We start from the raw sequence: 16,020 nt of genomic DNA, 5'->3' as shown, positions 1-16,020 counted from the left end.
CGAATGTCCGCCGGGCTTATTTCGCGAGGACGACTTTGCCGTCCTTGACTTCACCGAAGACTGTCAGCTCGGCCGTGATCGCTTCATGGTTGGTCTTGCTGAACGGTTTGTTGTAGGTGGTGACGGCGCCTTCCACTTTTTCATTCAGGTTTTCCAGCGCGGCGCGCACTTTCGGGCCGTCCGTGCCGCCCGCCTGCTTGAAAGCGGCTGCCAGCAGGTAGATGGAATCGTAGCCTTGCGCGGCCGAGACGGCCGATGGCATGCGTCCGCCCGATGGCTTGTAGGCAGCCACGTAGGCGTCGATGAAGGCCTTGCGCTTCGGCGTGCTGGCATCCTGGATAAAGGTTTGCGGCATGCGCGTGCCATTGCCGTTCTTGCCCGCGTTGTCGATGAAGTTACCCATGGCCAGGGTCCAGCTGCCGATCAGCGGCACTTTCCAGCCCAGTTTTTCCATGCCGTTGGCGATCTGCGCCAGCTCCGGGCCGATGCCGTAGGTCAGCACGACTTCCGCGCCCGCCTGCTTGGCTTTCAGCAGCTGGGCCGTCATGTCGACGTCCTTGATGTTGTATTTCTCAACGACGACGGGCTTGATGCCCTTCTTGTCGAGCGCCTTTTCCAGGTCTTCGCGGCCCAGCTGGCCGTAGTTGGTGGAGTCGGCCAGGATCGCCACTTTCTTGAACTTGCGGTTCTCGATCGCCTCATGCACGATCATGCCGGACTGGATGGTGTCATTGGCCGCATTGCGGAAGACGTAGTTTTCCGGCTGGTCGGCGAATTGTTTGGTGACGATGGAACCCGTCGCCACATTGTTCATGACGGGAATTTTTGCTTCCTGATAAAAGCGCTGCGAGGCCAGGGCCACGCCCGTGTTGATGTAGCCGACGGTGGCGGCGACCTTTTCCTTGTTGATGAGCTCTTGGGCGATCTGCACGCCGCGTTCGTTCTTCGCTTCGTCATCGCGCTCGATCAGCAGCAGCGAACGGCCCAGTACGCCCCCCTTGGCATTGATTTCAGCCACGGCCAGCTTGACGCCGTCGCGCATCGACACGCCCATCGGCGCGGAACCGCCCGTGAACGGACCGGACACGCCGATCTTGATGGGGTCGGCTGCGACTGCCGCCTGCGAGAAACCCAAAACCAAACTTGCTACAAGCAATTTCTGTTTCAAATTCATTGTCATCTCCTCTGTTACAACGTTTTTAATGCCACTTATTTTTATTGTCGTACGCTGGATAACCGCCCCATCGATAAATCATTGTAGGTGAGTAAACATGCCCCAGCAACAACTACATATGACGCGTCGCAACATGCAGAAAAGCGCCAATTGCTGGCCCGATGTCAGCCTTTTGTAAGGAAAATATGACGCAAATTGGCGCACCTTGCGCCATCGGGCAACACTGCTGTGGCAAAACGCGACAGGCAAAAGGCGAGCTCGGCGATTCATCAGGACGCTGATCTGGCGCAATACTGGCACTGTCCAGCATGCTAACGTCCCCTTGCCAGCGCGTACGCGCAGGTCCGATCAGCCACTCCCACCGCATGGAGGCGATATGCAGCGCCCGTCGAACTCGTCCATTTCCCCCTTGCTACTTGGCGCCATCGCCAGCCTGCTGCTGGGCGGCTGCGCCACCAACCTGGCGCCCGTGCGCACGTTTGCCGAACAGACGCAAAAGATGTCGGTCCATTTCGAGCCCATGCTGGCGGGCGGCGTCCACAGCTGCATGGACAAGGCCATGCGCAAGCGCCTGATCCTGACCGAGCGTTTCGATGCGCAAGCGAGCGAACAGGCGGCGCGCGCCGATTGCGCCGCCATCGCGCAAGCCAGCGCCTCGATCGCCAGCCTGAACGACCTCCTGCTGCGCTATGCCCGTACCCTGGCGGCGCTGGCCGATGACAAGCTACCTGTCTACAAGGAAGAGTTTGCCGGACTCGGCGATGCGCTGGGCGGCCTGGCGCAGCCGGGTGGCGGCGCGCCCCTGCTCGATGCGGGCAAGCTGTCGAAAGTCGTCAAATTGAGCGAACACCTGAGCCGCCTGGCCACGCAGCGCCTGCAGAAATCGGCCCTGCGCGAATTGCTCGACGAGCAGGAAGCCGTCGACATCGTCAGCAATGCGCTCAAGGAGTATGCGCAGCGCAGCTACCGCGCCGGCTTGCAGGATGAGTTGCGCGACCTGGACCTGCTGCGTGGCGCCGTCGACAAGGCCGCGCCGCGCGAGCCGCTGGCCGCCAACTACATCCGCACGCGCTTGCACCTGGAAGGCCGGCAATTGCAGGAAAGGGAAAAGATCGTCGCCGCGTACGTTGCCGCCGTCGACGCGCTGCAAGCGAGCGTGGCCGCGCTGCGAGCCAATCTCGACCGCCTGCAGGCGCCCGAACTGGAACAGCAGCTGGCGCAGTTTTCACGCCAGGTCGAGACGCTGCAAAAACAGGCTGTTTTCTATGGCCCCGCCCGCTGGTAAGCGGCGCGCACACAGGAGTATCCCATGGCCCAACTGTCCGAACTGACAAAAGACCAAAGCTACGCCATCGCCGACAGTCTGGCGCAGGCATCGAGCCTGGTGCTGGAATTGCGCATCCGCGAACGCGAGGCGCTGGCGCCGGACGAGCGCGCGCTGCTGGAGCAATATGAAGACCACCTGGACCAGATGGTGTCCCTGTTTCGCGCGTATGGCATTTATCTGACGGCCGAAGGCGCGGAACAGGCGCGCGGCGATATCGAGGGCGCCATCGCCAAGGGCAAGCTGCAGCTCAAGCGCATCGCCGACGTGAAAGCCGCCATCGGTGCGGCGGCCAGGCTGGTCGACCTGGGCGCAGCCATCCTGTCGCGCGACCCGTTCGCCATCGGCGAGGCGGCAGCCAGCCTGCGGGCCAAACCGAAGAAGGACGCGCCGGACTAACTCAGGGCTCGGGCGTCCGGTGTCCCATCGCGTGCGTGGCCATCTTCAAGTACAGGAACGATTGCTCCTCGTTGTGCGCATAACCCATCTGCCCTTCGGCCAGGGCCACGGATTTCTGCTGCAGCGCTTCCGGGTATTCGAGGTCGCAGGCGGCGTCGAGCCAGTAACGCGCCCTGGCTTCGTCGCTATCGAGCAGCATGTTCGCCACGATGAACATGGCCGGCGCCACGCCGCGCTGCGCTGCCAGTTCCAGCCAGCGCAGCGCGGCGGCGCCGTCTTGCGGGCCGCCCATGCCGTTCTTGTGCATCAAGCCCAGGTAGTATGCGGCAGGACCGCTGCCCTGCCCCGCAGCCTGTTCGAACAGGGCGCGCGCCTGGGGCTGGCTCGCTTCTCCTGCGCGCATCAAGACCTTGGCCCGGGCCGTGACGTCCGGCCCTGCCGATGCCAGCGGCGCTCCGGCCAAGGCGATGGCAAACAACCATAGCTTCATTTCGACAGATCCACCTGGTACAGCGCAAAGCCCTTGCCCGCGCCATCATCCAGCTTCAACTGCGTGACGTTGTCGATGCCGGCCGCTTTCGCCAGGTCGATCACGTTCGGCGCCGAATGGAAGACCACCGGGCCTTTCGTGGTCACCCTGGCGAAGCGCCAGCTGCGCGCCGAACCGTTTTTCGCCCGCGTCAGGTTTTTTTCCTGGGTCACGTAAGCGATCAGGAGTTCGCGGTTGTTGTCGGGCGAGGCCACCACCGTCTTGCTGCCGTCGAGTCCCGGGAAATTGCCGCCGCCGCTGGCGCGGTAGTTATTCGTCGCGATCAAAAATTCCTGGCTGGCGTCCACCGGCTTGCCCTTGTAGCTGAGGCCCTTGATGCGCTGGCCGGGCTTTTGCGTGACGTCGATCTGGTAGCGCACGTCGGCGTTGGTGATCGCATCGAAGTTGTAGCTCGGGTGGGCCGTGTTGACCAGTTCCTGCGCTTCCAGCTTGTTCGGGTCGATGGTATTGAAACGCTGCGCCGACTGTTCCAGCCAGGCTTTCAGGTCCGCGCCAGTCATCTTCACGCCGTACAGCGCGTTCGGATACAAGTACAGGTCGGCCGCGTTATTCAGCGCCACATTGCCCGCCTTGACGTCCGTGTAGTCGGACACGCCGGCCGAACCGCTCTTGAACGGCGACGACATCGACAGCACGGGCAAGTGCGCAAACTGCGGCAGGTTCGCCTTCACATATGCGGCCAGATAGCCCGCCTGCGCCTGGTTCACCACCTCGATGGCGCTCACGTCGCCCACGTCGGCGAAATACGTCGACATGCGGAAATCCGTCGCGCCCACGGGCGTCTGCACGTAGGCGATCGTCGCCGCGTGCTCCTCGGCCACCAGTCTGGCGATGGCAGGATCGGGGGCCACATAATTCTTGTCCGCGTTCTGGATGCCGCGCGCTTCCACCGTCGTGGCGCTCTTGTCAACCACCCACTGCTTGCCGTCATGGTGCAGCGCGAGTCCGATCACGCCCAGGTGCTTGCCCCATAGATTGGCCATCACGGTGGGCACGCCATTGACCAGGCCACGGGCCTTGTCGACGCCGGGCAAATTAAACTGCGGCACCGTGCTGGCCGCGTTCGGGAACAGCTGGTGCGAGTGGCCGATCAGCATGGCGTCCACGCCCGGCACTTGCGACAGGTAGTAATTACCGTTTTCCATGCTCGGCGAATATGGGTTGTCATCGAGGCCGCCGTGCGAGATGGCCACCACCAGTTCGGCGCCCTTGGCGCGCATCTCGGGGATGAATTTTTCCGCCGTCTCGCGCACGCCCTGCGTGTAGACGCGGCCTTCGAGCCAGCGCTTGTCCCAGGCCATGATGGTGGGCGGCGCGAAACTGATGATGCCGACCTTCACGCTGCTCGTCACGGGCTTGCCATCGGGGCCGGTGGCCGTGATTTGCTTGTCGATGATGTGGTATGGCGCGAACAGGGGTTTACCCGTCTTGACGCTGTAGACGTTGGCCAGCACTTGCGGAAATGCGGGGCCGGCGCAGCGCGGCTTGCTGGCGTCGACGCTGTCGACGTCGAAGCGGTTGCCCGTCACCTGGCTCAGGAACGCGAGGCCGTAGTTGAATTCATGGTTGCCGATGCCGCCGCCGTCCACTTTCAGCACATTCATCGCCTTGTAGATGGCCAGGGTCTGGTCGCAGGCCAGCGGTTTCACGAGGGCCTGGTAGTCGGCCAGCGCCGTACCCTGAATGGTGTCGCCGTTGTCGAGCAAAAGGTTGTTCGGGAACTGCGCGCGCGCCTGGGCGATCAGGGCCGCCGTGCGTTCCAGGCCGATCGACGGCTCCGCCTGCAGCTTGTAGTAATCATAACTGAGCACATTCGCGTGCAAGTCCGTCGTCTCCAGCAGGGCCAGGATGGCGCTGCTGCCGGCCGGCGCGGCCGATGACTGGACCGGACCGGTGGCGGCGGGCGGCAAGGCGCCGCAGCCGGCCAGCAGCAGCGGCAACAGGGCGAAACGGGGAGATTGAAGCATGATGTATTCCTGTGGAAAGACAATATCGCCAGCATCATACGCAGCACGGCAGCCCCTATCAAGGCAAAAATATTGTCGCAAATACAGCGAAATGACGATTTTATTGCCCCGTGCGGCATCGATTCGACGCCGCCGGCATCAGAAACGCGCCGCGCTCGCGTATAATTCAGGGTTTGATTTCACCATAGAAGACCAGAACATTATGGAAGCCGAACGCATCAATATCATCTCCGCCCTGCTCAACGACCTGACGGTCCGCGAAGCCGAACTTCGGAGGTATCTTTGACTTCACTGTCAAGTCGGAGAAACTAGAGCAAGTCAACGAAGAACTGGAAGATCCAACCGTCTGGAACGATCCCAAACGCGCCCAGGACCTCGGTAAAGAGAAGAAGGCTCTGGAAGCCATCGTCTTCACCTTGGCCAAGGCCGATGCCGACCTGCGCGACACCCGCGATCTGTTCGACATGGCCCGCGAAGAAGGCGACGACGACACGCTCGAAGCGATCGAGCAGGACGTGCAGGAAATCCGCAAGGTCATCGAAAGCATGGAATTCCGCCGGATGTTCAACAATCCGATGGACCCGAACAACTGCTTCATCGACATCCAGGCCGGCGCCGGCGGCACGGAAGCCCAGGACTGGGCTTCGATGCTGCTGCGCCAGTACCTGCGCTATTGCGAACGCAAGGGCTTCAAGGTCGAAATCCTCGAGCAGTCCGACGGCGAGGTAGCCGGCATCAAGACGGCCACCCTGAAGGTCGAGGGCGATCACGCTTACGGCTTCCTGCGCACGGAAACGGGCGTGCACCGCCTGGTGCGCAAGTCGCCATTCGACTCGGCCAACGGCCGCCACACCTCGTTTACGTCGCTGTTCGTGTATCCGGAAGTCGACGATTCGATCGAGATCGACGTCAACCCGGCCGATATCCGCGTCGATACCTACCGCGCGTCGGGCGCCGGCGGTCAGCACATCAACAAGACCGACTCCGCCGTCCGCATGACCCACGCGCCGACAGGCATCGTGGTGCAGTGCCAGAACGACCGTTCGCAGCACCGCAACCGCGCCGAAGCGATGGAAATGCTGAAAGCGAAGCTGTACGAGCATGAGCTGCGCAAGCGCATGAGCGAGCAGCAAAAGCTGGAAGACTCGAAGACGGACGTGGGCTGGGGTCACCAGATCCGCTCTTACGTGCTGGACCAGTCCCGCATCAAGGACTTGCGCACCGGTTTCGAGACGGGCAATACCAAGGGCGTGCTCGATGGCGACATCGACGACTTCATCTCCGCCTCGCTCAAGCAAGGCGTATAAGGATGAATACATCCGCTCCAGCGCAGCGCGCCTTCCTGTTCGACATGGATGGCACGATCGTCGACAACATGGCCTTCCACACGACGTCGTGGCTGGCGTTCTTTGAACGCCACGGCCATGCGCTGGATGCGGATGCCTTTTTCCGCGACACGGCAGGACGGCAGGGGCATGAAATCATCGCCAAGTACCTGGGCGAGGATGCCGACCACGCCACCCTGCTGGCGGAAAAGGAAGTCGTCTATCGCGAACTGTATGGCCCGCATCTGGCGACAGTCGCCGGTTTCGACCGGCTGATCGCCAGCGCGCGCCAGGCTGGCGTGGGGCTGGTGGTCGGGACGGCAGCACCGGCCGAGAACATCGCGTTCACGCTCGACGGCCTGGGCCTGCGCCACCGCTTCGACGCCATCGTCGGCGCCGCCGACGTGGAACGGGGCAAGCCGCACCCGGACGTTTTCCTGAAAGGCGCGCTGCTGGCCGGCGCGCTGCCGCACAACTGCATCGTCTTTGAAGACGCGCCCCTGGGCGTGGAAGCGGCGCGCCGTGCCGGCATGCGGGTCGTGGTACTCACCACCACCCTGCCGGCCGAGGCATTTGCCGCCTTCGACAACGTCATTGCCATCGTGCCGGATTTCTCCTCGCTCGACGTCGACGCACTGTTTGCCAGCGTGGCGCCAGCGCTGGCACCACATCATCAATAATCACCAACGAAGAACACCATGACTACGGATATCCAAGAACAAGCCGCCGCCCCCGATGAAAACAAGATCATCGCCGAGCGCCGCGTCAAGCTGGCAGCACTGCGCGAACAAGGCGTCGCCTTCCCGAACGATTTCCGCCCCGAGCACAAGGCGGCCGATCTGCACGCGCAATACGGCAGCAAGACGCGCGAAGAGCTGGAAGCCGAACCTGTCACAGTGGTGCTGGCCGGCCGCATGATGCTCAAGCGCGAAGCGGGCAAGAAAGCCGCTTTCGCCACCCTGCAAGACGCTTCCGGCCCGAAGGCCGACGGCCGCATCCAGATCTACGCCACCTTGGACCTGACCGGCGAAGCGGCCATGGCCGCCCTGCACCACTATGACCTGGGCGATATCCTGGGCGTGCAAGGCACCTTGTTCAAGACCAAGACGGACGAGCTGACCATCAAGGTCACGGAACTGCGCCTGATCACCAAGTCGCTGCGCCCGCTGCCGGACAAATTCCACGGCCTGGCCGACCAGGAAACGAAGTACCGCCAGCGCTACGTCGACCTGATCATGAACGAAGAGACGCGCCGCACCTTCAAGGCGCGTACCGCCGCCATCTCGTCGATCCGCCGCTTCATGGAAAAGAACGAGTTCATGGAAGTGGAAACGCCGATGCTGCACACGATCCCTGGCGGCGCTGCGGCCAAGCCATTCGTCACGCACCACAATGCGCTGGACATGCAAATGTTCCTGCGCATCGCGCCCGAGCTGTACCTGAAGCGCCTGGTCGTGGGCGGCTTCGACCGCGTGTTCGAGATCAACCGCAACTTCCGCAACGAAGGCGTGTCGATCCGTCACAATCCTGAATTCACGATGATGGAATTCTACGCGGCCTACACCGACTACAAATGGCTGATGGATTTCACGGAAGCCGTCATCCGCCAGGCCGCCATCGACGCGCACGGCACCGCCACCCTGACCTACGGCGGCCGCGAGCTGGACCTGGCAAAACCGTTCCACCGCCTGACCATCGTCGAAGCGATCAACAAGTACGCGCCGGGCTACACGCCGGAGCAGTTGAACGATGCGGACTTCATCAAGGAAGAGCTGAAGAAATTCGGCGTCAAGCCGTTCGCCACGGCCGGCCTGGGCGCGCTGCAACTGGCGCTGTTCGAAGAGACGGCTGAAGCGCAGCTGTGGGAACCGACCTACATCATCGACTACCCGGTCGAAGTGTCGCCACTGGCGCGCGCGTCCGACACGGTGGCCGGCATCACCGAACGTTTTGAATTGTTCATGGTGGGCCGCGAGATCGCCAACGGCTTCTCCGAGTTGAACGACGCGGAAGACCAGTCGGCCCGCTTCCTGGCGCAAGTAGCCGCCAAGGACGCCGGCGATGAAGAGGCGATGTTCTACGACGCCGACTACATCCGCGCGCTGGAATACGGCATGCCGCCAGCCGGCGGCTGCGGCATCGGTATCGACCGCCTGATGATGATCATCACGGATTCGCCGAACATCCGCGACGTGCTGCTGTTCCCTCATCTGCGCCGCGAAGAGTGATGAACACCTGAAAAATCTACTGCGCGTCGCGATTTGCGGCCTGCGATGCTCACTGCCTCGGCGGCCCCGTGCTTGGCACAGTTGCGCTTCTTAGCCGCAACTCCCATCCGCTCGCTACGATTTTTCAGGCGTTCGATGCTTCAAGACAAAAAAAGCCGCCTGATTTTGCGATCAGGCGGCTTTTTTACGTCTGCGGCCGTCAGCCGGCCAGGGTCACGCGCTGGTGGCTGCGGCTGGCCTGCTGCGCAGCCAGCGCCGTGGCCAGCGCGCGCATGCCGTCGCCGCCGGTGGCAGCTGACTGCCCTTCGCCGCGCATGGCGCGCTGGAAGGCGCGCACCGAGCGCACGTACAGGTTTTCATGCTCGACGGGGATATCGATGCTGCCGCCATCGCGCGTCAGGCTGATGGTGCCGACGGGGCGCTGCGTCATCACGCCGGTGGCGAAGATGGTGCCCTTGCTGCCGATGATTTCCACGCCCGCCAGCGAATACGGCGCATTGAACGCGTCGTGCACCTGCACCAAAGTGCCGTTGTCGAACTCGATGACGGCCATCAGGCCCTCTTCCAGCCCGGCCACCGTCATGCCGCCGCTGGTGGCGCAGGCGGTGACGTGGCGCGGTTCCGCGTCGAGCAGGAAGCGCAAGGTATCGACGTCGTGCACGAACATGTCGAGCGTGACGCCGCCCGACTCGGGCGCGTCCAGGCGCCAGCCGCGCAAGTGCTGCGGCAGGTTGTTCGCGTGCAGCACGCGGCCATACAGAGGCTGGCCGATCTCGCCCGCGCGTATCAGCTCGCGCACCTTGCCGTGGCTGGCCGCGTTGCGCAGGTGATGGTTAATCCCCAGCACCACGCCCGCTTCGGCGCAGCCGTCGACCATGCGGCGGGCATCGTCCAGGTTCAGCGCCAGCGGCTTCTCGCACAGCACGTGCTTGCCGGCGCGCGCCGCCTGCAAGGTCTGCGCCATGTGCAACTCGTTGGTGGTGCTGATGTACACGGCGTCCGCGCCCGGATGCGCGAGCGCCGCATCGAGGTCCGTGTAGCTGGCGGCGATGCCGAATTGTTCGGCAAAGGCGGCGCCGCGCGCGGCATCGCGGCTGACCACGGCCAGCACTTCGGCATCGCCCTGCTGGCCGATTGCGTCGACCATCCATTCGCGCGCCACGGTGCTGGCGCCGACCAGTATCCATCCGATTTTCTTCATTCGATTCTCCCGTTAAAAAGTGTGGCGCAGGCCGAGGTTCCAGGCCTGGTTGCCCGTGCCGTTGTCGGTGGCGTTGCCCACCACATAGGCGGCGCCGTTGCGGTTGTCGATATGCGCGTAGGCCGCATACAAGGTGCTGCGCTTCGACAGCGCGTAGGTGTAGCCGATGCCGATCTGGGAAGCATCGCCGTTGGCGGCGCGCCGGTCGTCGCGCCGCACGTACGAGAACAGGACGCGGTGCGGCCCGACAGGCACGGTGGCGCCCAGCATCAGGTCCGCGCTGTCGACCGTGGTGGCGGCGCCCGCCGTGCTCTTGCTGACGGCGACGGCGCCATGCGCCTTGACGACGCCGAAGTCCCAGGTGGCGCCCAGCACCGTGTTGCGCACCCTGCCCGCCACCAGCGCGCTTGATATCGTATTGGCGTCCTGGTGCGCCATGCGCACATACAGCGGCCCGCTGGCATAGGTGGCCGCCGCGCCCGCGTAGCGTTTGGCCGACGCGTCACCCGGCACTTCGCCGAAGCCGTACGCCAGTTCGCCGGAAAGGCCGCCGCGCGCGGGCGAGCTGTAGGTGATGCTGTTGTCGACCCGGCTGATGTAGCCGGCCGTGAAGACATTGCTTATCCTGCCCGCAAAACCCAGGTAAAACGGGTCCAGCGCTCCCAGGCTGCTGTCGATGAACGTGTACTGGCGGCCCAGGCGCAGCGTGCCCGCCGCGCCGGCCAGGCCGACGAAAGCCTGGCGCCCGAACAGCAGGCCGCCCTGGGCCGATGCGCCCGTGTCGGCCAGGATGCCCGCATCAAACGTAAATATCACCGTCGTGCCGCCGCCCAGGTCTTCGCTGCCCTTGAAACCGAGGCGCGAACCGTTGGCGATGCCGCTCGTCAGCTTGAGCACCCGGCCCCCGGGGCCGCCGTTCTCGGATACCACGCCCAGGTCCGCGATGCCGTACATGGTCACGTTCGACTGCGCGCAACACAGGCCGCCGCAGGCCCCGGCACCGATGATCATTGCCCTTGCTACCTTGTTCTTCATGTCTTGCCCTGTCTGTCTTTTTATCGATATGGTTCTTAGCCGACCAGGTGGCGCGGACGCTCGCCGCGCAAGCCGGCCAGCAGGTTGTCCACGGCTTGCTGCGCCATGGCGTAGCGCGTTTCGTGCGTGGCCGAGCCGATATGCGGCAGCGCCACCACGTTGGCCATGTGCGGCAGCGGATTATCCGGCGCCAGCGGTTCGCGCTCGAACACGTCGAGACCGGCGCCGTGGATGGCGCCCTGCTGCAGCGCCTCGATCAGCGCCGCCTCGTCGACGATGCGCCCGCGCGAGCCGTTGATGAAGATGGCGCCGGGGCGCATCAGCGCGAACTCGCGCCGGCCCATCATGCGTTCCGTCTGCGCCGTCAGCGGCAGCACCACGCAGACGAAATCGGAGCCGGCCAGCAAGTCGTCGAGCGCCACCTGGCGCGCGCCCAGCGCCGCTTCCACTTCTGGCACCGCTTCGCCATTCACGTACAGCACCTGCATGCCGAAGCCCAGCGCGGCGCGGCGGGCGACGGCGCGGCCGATGCGGCCCATGCCCAGCATGCCGATAGTCTTGCCGTGCACATTGACGCCGTACTGGATCTCGCCCACGCTGCGCGTCCAGCGTCCGGCCTTGACGAATTCGGCCAGTTCGACGACGCGCCGCGCGCTGGCGAGGATCAGCGCAAAGATCGTGTCGGCCGTCGTTTCCGTCAGCACGTCCGGCGTATTGGCCAGCATGATGGCCCGTTCGCGCAGGTAATCGACGTCGAACTGGTCGACGCCCACGGAAATGGTGGAAATGATGCGCAGATCAAAGGCCGGGTCCAGCAGTTCGCGGTCCAGGCGCACGCTGGCGCCCAGCAAGCCGTGCGCGCCGCAGATGGCGGCGGCGAACGCGGCGCGGTTGTCCGCATCGATCGCCTCGAAGTACGTCACCTCGCATTCGGCGCGCAAGCGCGCCAGCAGCGGTTCGGCCAGCTTTTTATAGACAACCACATGTTTTTTCACGAGTGTTTCCCCTGTACGGTTCAAGATGGGACCAGCGCATCGAGCTGGGCGCGGGTCGGCAAGCCTTCCATGTCGCCGGCCACCTGGATGGCGAAGGCGCCGACCCAGTTGCCGCGCCCTACCGCCTGCGCCAGCGGCAAGCCTTCCAGCAAGGCGCTGACCAGGCCGGCCGCGAAGCCGTCGCCGGCGCCCACCGTATCGACCACGTTGGCCACGCGCTCGCCCGCCACCATGCCGCTGTCGCCATCGGCCGTGCGGTAATAGGCGCCCTCGGCGCCCAGCTTGATGACCACCAGCCGCGCGCCCTGCTGCAGATAAAAGCCGGCAACGTCGTGCGGCAGGTCGTGGCCGGTGAGGATTTTTCCTTCCCCCAGGCCGGGCAGCACCCAGTCCGCCTTGGCGGCGAGGCGGTTGATCTGTTCGATCATGACGGCTTGCGACGGCCACAGCGAGGGCCGCAGGTTCGGGTCGAACGACACGGTGCGGCCGTTGGCGCGCATGAAGTCGAGCGCCTGGCCTGCGAACGCCAGGCTGGTCTCGGACAGCGCCGCGGCCACGCCCGTGGCGTGCAAGTGGCGCGCGGACAGGAAATAGGCGGGGTCGAAGTGTTTGGGCGCCAGCCGGCTGGCGGCGGAACCCTTGCGGAAGTATTCGACCAGCGGATCGGCGCCGTTCTCGGCCTTCTCCTTGAGCAGGAAGCCGCTGGACTGGCCGGCGACGGCGACGACGCGGCTGCAATCGACGCCCTCTGCCTGCACGCTGGCGCGGATGAAGCGGCCGAACGAGTCGTCGCCCACGCGGCTCAGCCAGCCGACTTTCAAACCCAGGCGCGCCAGGCCGATGGCGACATTCGTCTCGGCACCGGCCAGGCGGCGCGTAAAGTGCGCCACGGTCGCCAGGTCGCCCGTTTGCTCGGCAACGAACATCGCCATCGCCTCGCCATAGGTAACAACGTCAAGCTTCATCATACAGCCTCCAGTATCTGAATATAGCGGCCCGTTTCGGCCACCAGGTCGGCGCCCTCGAGCGGGAATTCGATGGCCCGTTGCACGCCCGGCGCAAAGTGCGCGAAGACGGCGCGCCAGGCCGGATCGGCCTCGGAAACGGCACACGCGGACAAGCGGCCCCCGTCGTCAAGAACCGTCTTGCAATGCACATAGCGCACGTACGGCGCCAGCAGGCGCGCCGCCTGCTGCGCGTCCTCGCCCACCCAGCGCCAGTTGCCGATGTCGAAGGTCAGCCCCACGGGCAGCCCGATGTCGCGCGCCGCCGCCAGGAAGCGCGCCATCGTCGCCAGCCTGCCGCCATGGGCCGTCTGGTCGTTTTCCACCAGCAGCGCCACGGGCGCGGCCTCCAGCTGCGCCTTCAAGGCCGGCAGCTCCGGCGCGGCCGGGTAATGGCCCAGCGACACCTTCAGGTAGCGCGCGCCCAGGCGCGCCGCCTCGTCCAGCATCTGCCGCAGCAGTTCGTGCTGCAGCTGTCCGTCCGCGCCCCACAATTCGATGGGCGTGGAATACACGCAGTACAGGCCGCGCGCGGCCACCGCCGCGCCCATGCGCGCCAGGTCCGGCAAGTCGGAGGTGAACAATTCGCGGCGGATCTCGATGCCGGCACCGCCCGCATCGGCCACCACGTCGATGAAATGGCTTTGCCCCAGCTGCCTTACCCTGCTTGCGCCATAGGCCGACGCCGCCACCAGAACGGGGCTCACTTGATCGCTCCCGCGCCGACGAACTGGCGCGCTTCGGGCGTTTGCGGGTTGCTGAAGAAGGCTTCCGACGGCCCGCTCTCCCACACCGTCCCCTGGTGCATGAAGACGGTGACGTCGGCCATGCGCCGCGCGAACTCCATCTCGTGCGTCACCAGCAGCATCGTCATGCCAGCCTGCGCCAGCTCTTCCATCACCTTCAGCACTTCCTGCGTCAGTTCCGGGTCGAGCGCCGACGTCACTTCGTCGAACAGCATCACTTGCGGCTCCATCGCCAGCGACCGGGCGATCGCCACGCGCTGCTGCTGGCCGCCCGACAGCTGCTCGGGATAGGACTCGCGCTTGTGGTCCAGGCCCACCTGCTTGAGCACGCGCAGCGCCGTGGCGCGGCCTTGGGCATCGGGCACCTTCTTGACGATGCGCGGCGCCAGCATGACGTTTTCTTCCACGGTCAGATGCGGGAACAGGTTGTAGCTCTGGAAGACCATGCCGACGTCCTTGCGCAAGTCGAGCAGGTGTTCCTGGCGCGCCGTCAGCGTGTGGCCGGCCACGACGATGCTGCCGCTGTCGATGGTTTCCAGGCCGTTGATACAGCGCAGCATGGTGCTCTTGCCGGAGCCGCTGCGGCCGATCACGGCGATCACCTGCCCCCGCTCGACTGCGAACGACACGCCCTTGAGCACGTGGTTGGCGCCGAAGCTCTTGCAGATATTGTCGATTTCAACGATGGGCATGGAATTTCCTTTCCAGTAAATGGCTGTAGCGCGACAGCGGATAGCACATCGCGAAGTAGATCAGGGCGACGATGGGGAAGACGATGAACGGCAGGAAGGTCGCATTGCTGACCAGTTGCCCTGCCCGCGTCAGTTCCACCACGCCGATGATCGAGGTGATCGAAGTGTTCTTGATGATCTGCACCATGAAGCCCACGGTCGGCGGCAGCGAATGGCGCAGCGCTTGCGGCAGGATGACGTAGCGCAGCTGCTGGTAGCGGTTCAGCGCCAGCGCGGCCGAAGCTTCCCACTGCTGCCGCTGCACGCCTTCGATGCAGCCGCGCCAGATCTCGCCCAGGTAGGCGCTGGCAAAGATCGTCATCGCCGCGCCGGCCGCGATGACCGGCGACAGCTTGTAGCCGAACAGGGCCAGCCCGTAATAGGTCAGGAACAGCACGATCAGCACCGGCGTGCCCTGGACCAGCTGGATGTACAGGGCGCTGATGAAACGCAGGAACGGGCTGCGCGCCGTGCGCAGCAGCGCCACCGCGAAGCCGGCGATGCCGCCCGTGATGAAGACGATCAGCGACAGGCCGATGGTCCAGCGCGTGGCCTCGAGCAGGAATTGCAGGTTATCCCAGGAAAAGTCACTGATCATGTCATGCTCCCATGCGCACCGCGCCCAGACGGCGGCGGCGTTTGAAGACGATCTGGCCCAGCACCCAGAAGCTGAAGCGGAACAGCAGGGCCAACAGGATGTACAGCACCATCACGACGAGGTAGATCTCGAAGCTGCGGAAGGTTTCCGAGTCGAGCAGGTGCGCGGCGGCAGTCAGCTCTTCGGCGGAAATGGCCGACACGACGCTCGATGCCAGCATCATCAAGGTGAACTGGCTGGCCAGCGCCGGATACACTTTTTCCAGCGCCGGCAGCAATACCACGTGGCGCATCACCTGCCAGCGCGTCATGCCCAGCGCCTGCGCCGCCTCGAGCTGCGACGGATGCACGGCGCCGATGCCGGCGCGCACGATCTCGGTCGCATAGGCGCCCAGGTTGACCGTCATGGCGACGAGCGCGGCGCCGTTCGCGTCGAGCTGCAAGCCCAGCGACGGCAAGCCGAAGTAGATGATGAACAGCTGCACCAGGAACGGCGTGCTGCGAATGATCTCGACATAGGCGCGCACCACCGCGCGGGCATAGGCGGGACCGTTCTTCAGGATGACGGCGGCGCACACGCCCACCGCCAGCCCCAGCACCATGGACAGGGCGCTCAGGCGTATCGTCAGCGCCGCGCCCCACAACAGGCGGTCCAGCGATTGCATGACGAGTTCGAAATGAAATTCATACGGCATACTCAACTCCTTTTCTACGTGTGCGTCCCCGGCCGCGCCACCGTGGCGG

At 64.5% G+C, this 16,020-nt stretch carries 17 protein-coding genes; 6 read left to right on the top strand and 11 right to left on the bottom strand.

Going from position 1 to position 16,020, the window contains the following annotated elements:
• Positions 1–16: 16 nt before the first annotated feature.
• Positions 17–1,174 carry an ABC transporter substrate-binding protein gene (locus ACQ4WO_RS10230; protein WP_034755418.1) on the bottom strand — a complete coding sequence of 386 codons (1,158 nt, stop codon included), beginning with the start codon at positions 1,172–1,174 and terminating at the stop codon, positions 17–19.
• Positions 1,175–1,550: 376 nt separating this feature from the next.
• Between ACQ4WO_RS10230 and ACQ4WO_RS10225 the strand changes: the two genes are divergently transcribed.
• Entirely contained in the window at positions 1,551–2,459 is a 909-nt protein-coding gene (locus ACQ4WO_RS10225; RefSeq protein WP_436481297.1) for a hypothetical protein, read from the top strand.
• 24 nt (positions 2,460–2,483) lie between these two features.
• Positions 2,484–2,897 (top strand): hypothetical protein, encoded by a 414-nt coding sequence (locus tag ACQ4WO_RS10220; RefSeq protein ID WP_436481296.1) that lies wholly within the window; start codon positions 2,484–2,486, stop codon positions 2,895–2,897.
• Position 2,898: 1 nt separating this feature from the next.
• Here ACQ4WO_RS10220 and ACQ4WO_RS10215 read toward each other — a convergent pair whose 3' ends face one another.
• Complete coding sequence (locus ACQ4WO_RS10215) at positions 2,899–3,387, bottom strand: tetratricopeptide repeat protein (RefSeq protein WP_436481295.1); 489 nt, start codon at positions 3,385–3,387, stop codon at positions 2,899–2,901.
• Positions 3,384–5,414, bottom strand: a complete 2,031-nt coding sequence (locus ACQ4WO_RS10210; protein ID WP_436481294.1) for a bifunctional 2',3'-cyclic-nucleotide 2'-phosphodiesterase/3'-nucleotidase — start codon at positions 5,412–5,414, stop codon at positions 3,384–3,386. Before ACQ4WO_RS10210 ends, ACQ4WO_RS10215 begins: the two co-directional genes overlap by 4 nt.
• A 91-nt stretch (positions 5,415–5,505) precedes the next feature.
• Here ACQ4WO_RS10210 and ACQ4WO_RS10205 point away from each other — a divergent pair, with 91 nt between their 5' ends.
• From ACQ4WO_RS10205 to lysS, 4 genes are all read left to right on the top strand, one after another.
• A complete protein-coding gene (locus tag ACQ4WO_RS10205) occupies positions 5,506–5,700 on the top strand; it encodes a hypothetical protein (protein WP_219312934.1) in 195 nt (64 codons plus the stop codon).
• Positions 5,617–6,721 (top strand): peptide chain release factor 2 gene (prfB, locus tag ACQ4WO_RS10200; RefSeq protein WP_115057524.1). Its coding sequence is split into 2 segments (ribosomal slippage): positions 5,617–5,697 and positions 5,699–6,721, totalling 1,104 coding nucleotides; the frame shifts between segments, so codons are not numbered across the junction. Before ACQ4WO_RS10205 ends, prfB begins: the two co-directional genes overlap by 84 nt.
• 2 nt (positions 6,722–6,723) lie before the next feature.
• A complete protein-coding gene (locus tag ACQ4WO_RS10195; RefSeq protein WP_436481293.1) occupies positions 6,724–7,419 on the top strand; it encodes an HAD family hydrolase in 696 nt (231 codons plus the stop codon).
• An 18-nt stretch (positions 7,420–7,437) separates the two neighbouring features.
• A complete protein-coding gene (lysS, locus tag ACQ4WO_RS10190) occupies positions 7,438–8,967 on the top strand; it encodes a lysine--tRNA ligase (RefSeq protein ID WP_436481292.1) in 1,530 nt (509 codons plus the stop codon).
• Positions 8,968–9,166: 199 nt separating this feature from the next.
• Here lysS and ACQ4WO_RS10185 read toward each other — a convergent pair whose 3' ends face one another.
• The 8 genes from ACQ4WO_RS10185 to ACQ4WO_RS10150 are packed head-to-tail and all read right to left on the bottom strand — an operon-like array spanning position 9,167 to position 15,971.
• The gene (locus ACQ4WO_RS10185) at positions 9,167–10,168 is read right to left on the bottom strand and encodes a Gfo/Idh/MocA family protein (RefSeq protein WP_436481291.1); all 1,002 of its coding nucleotides are present in this window, start codon (positions 10,166–10,168) and stop codon (positions 9,167–9,169) included.
• A gap of 12 nt (positions 10,169–10,180) precedes the next feature.
• Positions 10,181–11,179: a porin gene (locus ACQ4WO_RS10180; RefSeq protein ID WP_436481290.1), complete on the bottom strand. Its 999-nt coding sequence runs from the start codon at positions 11,177–11,179 to the stop codon at positions 10,181–10,183.
• 59 nt (positions 11,180–11,238) lie between these two features.
• A complete protein-coding gene (locus ACQ4WO_RS10175; protein WP_436481289.1) occupies positions 11,239–12,198 on the bottom strand; it encodes a 2-hydroxyacid dehydrogenase in 960 nt (319 codons plus the stop codon).
• Between the two features lie 20 nt (positions 12,199–12,218).
• Positions 12,219–13,166, bottom strand: coding sequence for a sugar kinase (locus tag ACQ4WO_RS10170; RefSeq protein ID WP_436481288.1), 948 nt, complete (start codon positions 13,164–13,166; stop codon positions 12,219–12,221).
• Positions 13,163–13,909, bottom strand: a complete 747-nt coding sequence (locus ACQ4WO_RS10165) for a sugar phosphate isomerase/epimerase family protein (protein ID WP_436481287.1) — start codon at positions 13,907–13,909, stop codon at positions 13,163–13,165. Before ACQ4WO_RS10165 ends, ACQ4WO_RS10170 begins: the two co-directional genes overlap by 4 nt.
• The gene (locus ACQ4WO_RS10160) at positions 13,906–14,640 is read right to left on the bottom strand and encodes an amino acid ABC transporter ATP-binding protein (protein ID WP_436481286.1); all 735 of its coding nucleotides are present in this window, start codon (positions 14,638–14,640) and stop codon (positions 13,906–13,908) included. Before ACQ4WO_RS10160 ends, ACQ4WO_RS10165 begins: the two co-directional genes overlap by 4 nt.
• Complete coding sequence (locus tag ACQ4WO_RS10155) at positions 14,627–15,277, bottom strand: amino acid ABC transporter permease (protein ID WP_436481285.1); 651 nt, start codon at positions 15,275–15,277, stop codon at positions 14,627–14,629. Before ACQ4WO_RS10155 ends, ACQ4WO_RS10160 begins: the two co-directional genes overlap by 14 nt.
• A 1-nt stretch (position 15,278) precedes the next feature.
• Complete coding sequence (locus tag ACQ4WO_RS10150) at positions 15,279–15,971, bottom strand: amino acid ABC transporter permease (protein ID WP_436481284.1); 693 nt, start codon at positions 15,969–15,971, stop codon at positions 15,279–15,281.
• Between the last annotated feature and the right edge of the window lie 49 nt (positions 15,972–16,020).

It is taken from the genome of Janthinobacterium aestuarii, assembly GCF_051380835.1.
In the GTDB taxonomy this organism is placed as follows: Bacteria; Pseudomonadota; Gammaproteobacteria; order Burkholderiales; family Burkholderiaceae_D; genus Janthinobacterium; species Janthinobacterium aestuarii.
The sequence above is the reverse complement of the archived record's forward strand: the minus strand, read 5'-3'. Positions and strand labels throughout refer to the sequence as shown.

Bases quoted from the DNA above. Each gene is read 5' to 3' on its own strand.
- ACQ4WO_RS10185 (WP_436481291.1), bottom strand. From the start codon at position 10,168: ATGAAGAAAATCGGATGGATACTGGTCGGCGCCAGCACCGTGGCGCGC.
- ACQ4WO_RS10215 (WP_436481295.1), bottom strand. From the start codon at position 3,387: ATGAAGCTATGGTTGTTTGCCATCGCCTTGGCCGGAGCGCCGCTGGCA.
- ACQ4WO_RS10220 (WP_436481296.1), top strand. From the start codon at position 2,484: ATGGCCCAACTGTCCGAACTGACAAAAGACCAAAGCTACGCCATCGCC.
- lysS (WP_436481292.1), top strand. From the start codon at position 7,438: ATGACTACGGATATCCAAGAACAAGCCGCCGCCCCCGATGAAAACAAG.
- ACQ4WO_RS10150 (WP_436481284.1), bottom strand. From the start codon at position 15,971: ATGCCGTATGAATTTCATTTCGAACTCGTCATGCAATCGCTGGACCGC.
- ACQ4WO_RS10195 (WP_436481293.1), top strand. From the start codon at position 6,724: ATGAATACATCCGCTCCAGCGCAGCGCGCCTTCCTGTTCGACATGGAT.
- ACQ4WO_RS10205 (WP_219312934.1), top strand. From the start codon at position 5,506: ATGACGATTTTATTGCCCCGTGCGGCATCGATTCGACGCCGCCGGCAT.
- ACQ4WO_RS10180 (WP_436481290.1), bottom strand. From the start codon at position 11,179: ATGATCATCGGTGCCGGGGCCTGCGGCGGCCTGTGTTGCGCGCAGTCG.
- ACQ4WO_RS10210 (WP_436481294.1), bottom strand. From the start codon at position 5,414: ATGCTTCAATCTCCCCGTTTCGCCCTGTTGCCGCTGCTGCTGGCCGGC.
- ACQ4WO_RS10225 (WP_436481297.1), top strand. From the start codon at position 1,551: ATGCAGCGCCCGTCGAACTCGTCCATTTCCCCCTTGCTACTTGGCGCC.
- ACQ4WO_RS10160 (WP_436481286.1), bottom strand. From the start codon at position 14,640: ATGCCCATCGTTGAAATCGACAATATCTGCAAGAGCTTCGGCGCCAAC.
- ACQ4WO_RS10170 (WP_436481288.1), bottom strand. From the start codon at position 13,166: ATGATGAAGCTTGACGTTGTTACCTATGGCGAGGCGATGGCGATGTTC.
- ACQ4WO_RS10155 (WP_436481285.1), bottom strand. From the start codon at position 15,277: ATGATCAGTGACTTTTCCTGGGATAACCTGCAATTCCTGCTCGAGGCC.
- ACQ4WO_RS10230 (WP_034755418.1), bottom strand. From the start codon at position 1,174: ATGAATTTGAAACAGAAATTGCTTGTAGCAAGTTTGGTTTTGGGTTTC.